Below are 4119 nucleotides of genomic sequence, written 5' to 3'. Positions count from 1 at the left end.
CGGCGCGGCCGACGTGGTCGTCACCAACCCCGCCGGATCCGACACCGCCGTGGGTGCCTTCACCTACGTCGCCGGACCCGGCATCTGACCCACCCCCACAGACGGGCCCCTGCTGCTGCCACCAGGGTGGCAGCCGGCATCCCGTCGCACGCCCGCCCGTGACGCCCCGTCCGGCGTCACGGGTCGGGCGCCCCTTCTCGGCCGCATGTCCCGTCCCTCAGGAGGGTGTTGCCCGTGTCCGTCGATCTGCTTCCGCGTATGCCTGCCGCGAGCGTCACGGTTGCCGCTGTCCCGCTCTCCACCATCCCCGTGGGGGATGACCCGACTGGCATCGCCCTCGCACGCCTGGGCCGGGCGGGGTATGTGACGAACTTCGGCTCGGGCACGGTCACGGCCCTGGACACCGTCACCCGGTCCGCCATCGCCACGGTCCCCGTGGGTTCCGGCCCGTGGGGGGTGGCCGTCAACCCGGCCGGGACGCAGGCGTATGTGGGCAACTCCGGGTCGGGGACGGTCAGCGTGATCACCACCGCGACCAACACGGTCACAGCGACGATCGGAGGCATCTCCGCACCGGCGGGCATCGCCTTCTCCGCCGACGGCACCCGCGCCTATGTGGTCAGCCAGGACACCGGCAGCCTGGTCGTGCTGGACACCGCCACGCGCGCGGTGGTGACGAGTGTGGCGGTGGGCGGCAGTCCGCGTGAGGTCGCGCTGTCTCCCGATGCGCCCTTCGCGTACGTCAGCAACGTCGGCGACGGCACGATCACGGTCGTCGACGCCGACAGGAACACGGCTGTGGCCACGGTCGGCGGCTTTACTCAGCCGCGTGGTCTGGCCGTCACCCCCGACGGGCAGCGGCTGTACGTCACCGACCACGGCGCCGGCACGGTCAGCGTCGTGGACACCACCACCTACACCGTCGCGACCACGATCGGCGGTTTCAACGCCCCCCTCTCCATGGCCATGGGACCGCGCGGTGCGCTGGCCTATGTCATCGAGGCCGGCTCCGGCTCGGTCACGGCGATCAACCTGGCCACCAATGCCCGCGCGGCCACCGTCACCGGTCTCAGCGAGCCGCGCGGCATCGGCATCACCCGCGACAGCCGGCACATCTACGTGGCCGACAGCGGCACCGACACAGTCGCCGTCCTGACCATTCCGGTGGCCGTCTCACCCGACCAAGGACAAACCGGGGGCGGCACCCTGGTCGTCCTCAGCGGACGCGGCTTCCTCGGCGCCACCCAAGTGCAGTTCGGAGGCCGTCCGGCCGCTTCATTCTCGGTGGTCGACGACTTCACCATCACCGCCGTCACCCCCGCCGGCACCGGCGTGGCCCCGGTCACCGTCACCCGCGCCGGCACCGCTTACACGGTCGGGACGTTTTTCTACCTCGAGCCTCCGCGTATCCGGTCCGTTGCTCCCGTCAGCGGGCCGAACGCCGGCGGCAACACCATCACCATCACCGGCATCGGCCTGTACACCACCCAGGAAGTGCGGATCGGCACCGTCAGTGTGTATCCGACCGTCGTCTCCGACGGCCAACTCCTTTTCACCGTGCCTCCCGCGCCCCCCGCCGCACCCGGGCCCGCCATAAGGGTTCCGGTGGTGGTGACCACCTTGGGCGGTACCGCCAGCGGCCCCGCCTACACCTATCTCGACCCGCCGACGACCACCACGCTGAGTTCCTCCTCCGAGTTGCCCGTCGTCGGCGAGCAGGTGACGTTCACCGCGGCCGTCACCACTGACACCCCCGGGGCCGGCACGCCCACGGGCACGGTCTGGTTCTACTTCGGCGACGGAACCGTCCCCGTCACGGCCGTGGTGGTGGGCGGGCTGGCAACAGCGACGCACACCTACACCACCACCGGCGCCAGCCCTTACACGGTCACCGCCGCCTACAGCGGGAACGACGACTTGGCCCCGTCGTCGGACACCGCCGAGCAGGCCGTGGTGCAGGCGCCGACCTCGACGACCGTCCTGTCCTCGCCGGAGCCCTCCAACCCCGACGGGCCGGCGACCGTCACCACGCGGGTCATCGTGGCGGCCCCCGGCGCAGGCCGGCCGACGGGCACGGTGACCGTCGACTTCGGCGACGGCACACCGGCTGATGTGCAGACCCTCGTGGACGGCCTGGCCACGGTCACCCACACCTACCCCGCCACCGAGGCCACCTACACGATCACCGCCGCCTACAGCGGAGACACCGACTTCGCCCCGTCCGGCGATGTCCGCACCCACCGGGTGCTGTCCGACGTCCAGGCCACCACCACGGCCGTGACGTCGACACCGGATCCGTCGACGACCTGGCAGCCAGTGACCTTCACCGCCACGGTCGCGCCCGTCGTTCCCGGGGCGGGCACGCCTACCGGCACCGTCACCTTCGACTTCGGCGATGGCACGCCACCCGTACCGGTGCCACTGTCGGACGGCATCGCCGCTGCCGGCCACACCTACACCACCACAACCGGCAGCCCCTACCCGGTCACCGCCGTCTACACCAGCGACGACGAAACATTCAGCTCCTCCGCAGGGAGCGACCTCCAGACGGTGAACCCGGCCCCCACATCCACCGCGCTCAGTGCCTCACCCGAGCCGTCCGTGGCAGGCCAGCCGGTCACCTTCACCGCCACCGTCACACCGGACGTCACGGGAGCCGACGCGCCAACAGGCACGGTGACTTTCGACTTCGGCGACGGGACGCCGCCGGTCGCCGCCCCGGTCGACAACGGCACCGCCACGATCAGCCACGCCTACGCCACAACCGGCAGCCCCTACACGGTCACCGCCGCCTTCGGCGGCGAGGAGTACTTCGCCGGCTCCACCACAACGGCCACCCACACCGTGGAACAGGCTTCGACGAGTATCACGGTGGCATCCGTACCGAATCCGTCCCTCGTGGGCGAACCGGTCACCTTCACCGCCACCGTCACACCCCAAGCCCCAGGGGCGGGCGCCCCCACCGGCACCGTCACCCTCGACTTCGGCGACGGCACCACCCCCGTCACCCTCCCGCTCACCAAGGCGTCGGCCACGACCTCCCACATCTACACGAGCGTCGCCGGCAGCCCCTACCCCGTCACCGCCACCTACAACGGCGACACGGACTTCACCGTCTCCACCACAACGAAGACGCACAGCGTGCGCCGGGCACTGACCATCACCACCGTGACCCCGCCGAACCCGTCCGTGGTCGGCGAAACCGTCACCTTCACCGCCACCGTCACACCCGTCGCCCCTGCAGCGGGCACTCCCACCGGCACGATCACGCTCGACTTCGGCGACGGCACAACGCCGATCACCGCGACTCTGACGAACGGCACGGCCAGCACCACTCACGCTTACCTCACCAGGACCGGCAGCCCCTACACAGTCACCGCTACCTACAGCGGAGATGCGGATTTCGTTTCCTCCGGTGGCACCCAACTCCACGCCGTGGACCGGGCGTCGACCACCACGGTGGTGGGTTCGTCGCCGGATCCGTCGGTGGTGGGCCAGCCGGTGACCTTCACCGCCACCGTGGCGCCCGTCGCCCCAGGGGCGGGCACTCCCACCGGCACCGTCACCTTCAACTTCGGGGATGGCGCCACCACCGTCGCGGCCACCCTGGCAGGCGGCACCGCCACCGTCACACGGGCGTACACCGACCGCGGAAACGACCCGTACACGGTCACCGCCACCTACAGCGGGGATGTGGACTTCGTCTCCTCCAGCGGCACCGACCCACACACGGTGGACCGGGCGTCAACGACGACGGTGGTGGGTTCGTCGCCGGATCCGTCGGTGGTGGGCCAGCCGGTGACGTTCACCGCCACCGTGGCGCCCGTCGCTCCCGGGGCGGGGACTCCCACCGGCACCGTGACCTTCGACTTCGCGGACGGCACCACCCCGGTGACCGCCGTTCTGACCAACGGCGCCGCCACCGTCACCCGCCCCTACACCAGCGCAACCTCCAGCCCCTACACGGTCACCGCCACCTACAACGCGAGCACGGCGTTCGCGGGCTCGAGCGCCACCAAACTCCACACGGTGGACCGGGCGTCAACGACGACGGTGGTGGGTTCGTCGCCGGATCCGTCGGTGGTGGGCCAGCCGGTGACGTTCACCGCCACCGTGGCG

Annotated in this window: 1 protein-coding gene; it reads left to right on the top strand. The window is 71.0% G+C overall.

The window, feature by feature from the left end; translation table 11 throughout:
- Positions 1-258: 258 nt before the first annotated feature.
- On the top strand, positions 259-4119 hold a 3861-nt coding region (locus ABTX62_RS37705), incomplete at its 3' end, for an Ig-like domain repeat protein (protein WP_352120404.1).

It is taken from the genome of Streptomyces sp. NPDC096046 (genome assembly GCF_040303285.1).
GTDB lineage: Bacteria > Actinomycetota > Actinomycetes > Streptomycetales > Streptomycetaceae > Streptomyces.
This window is presented reverse-complemented; position numbering and strand designations above follow the sequence as displayed.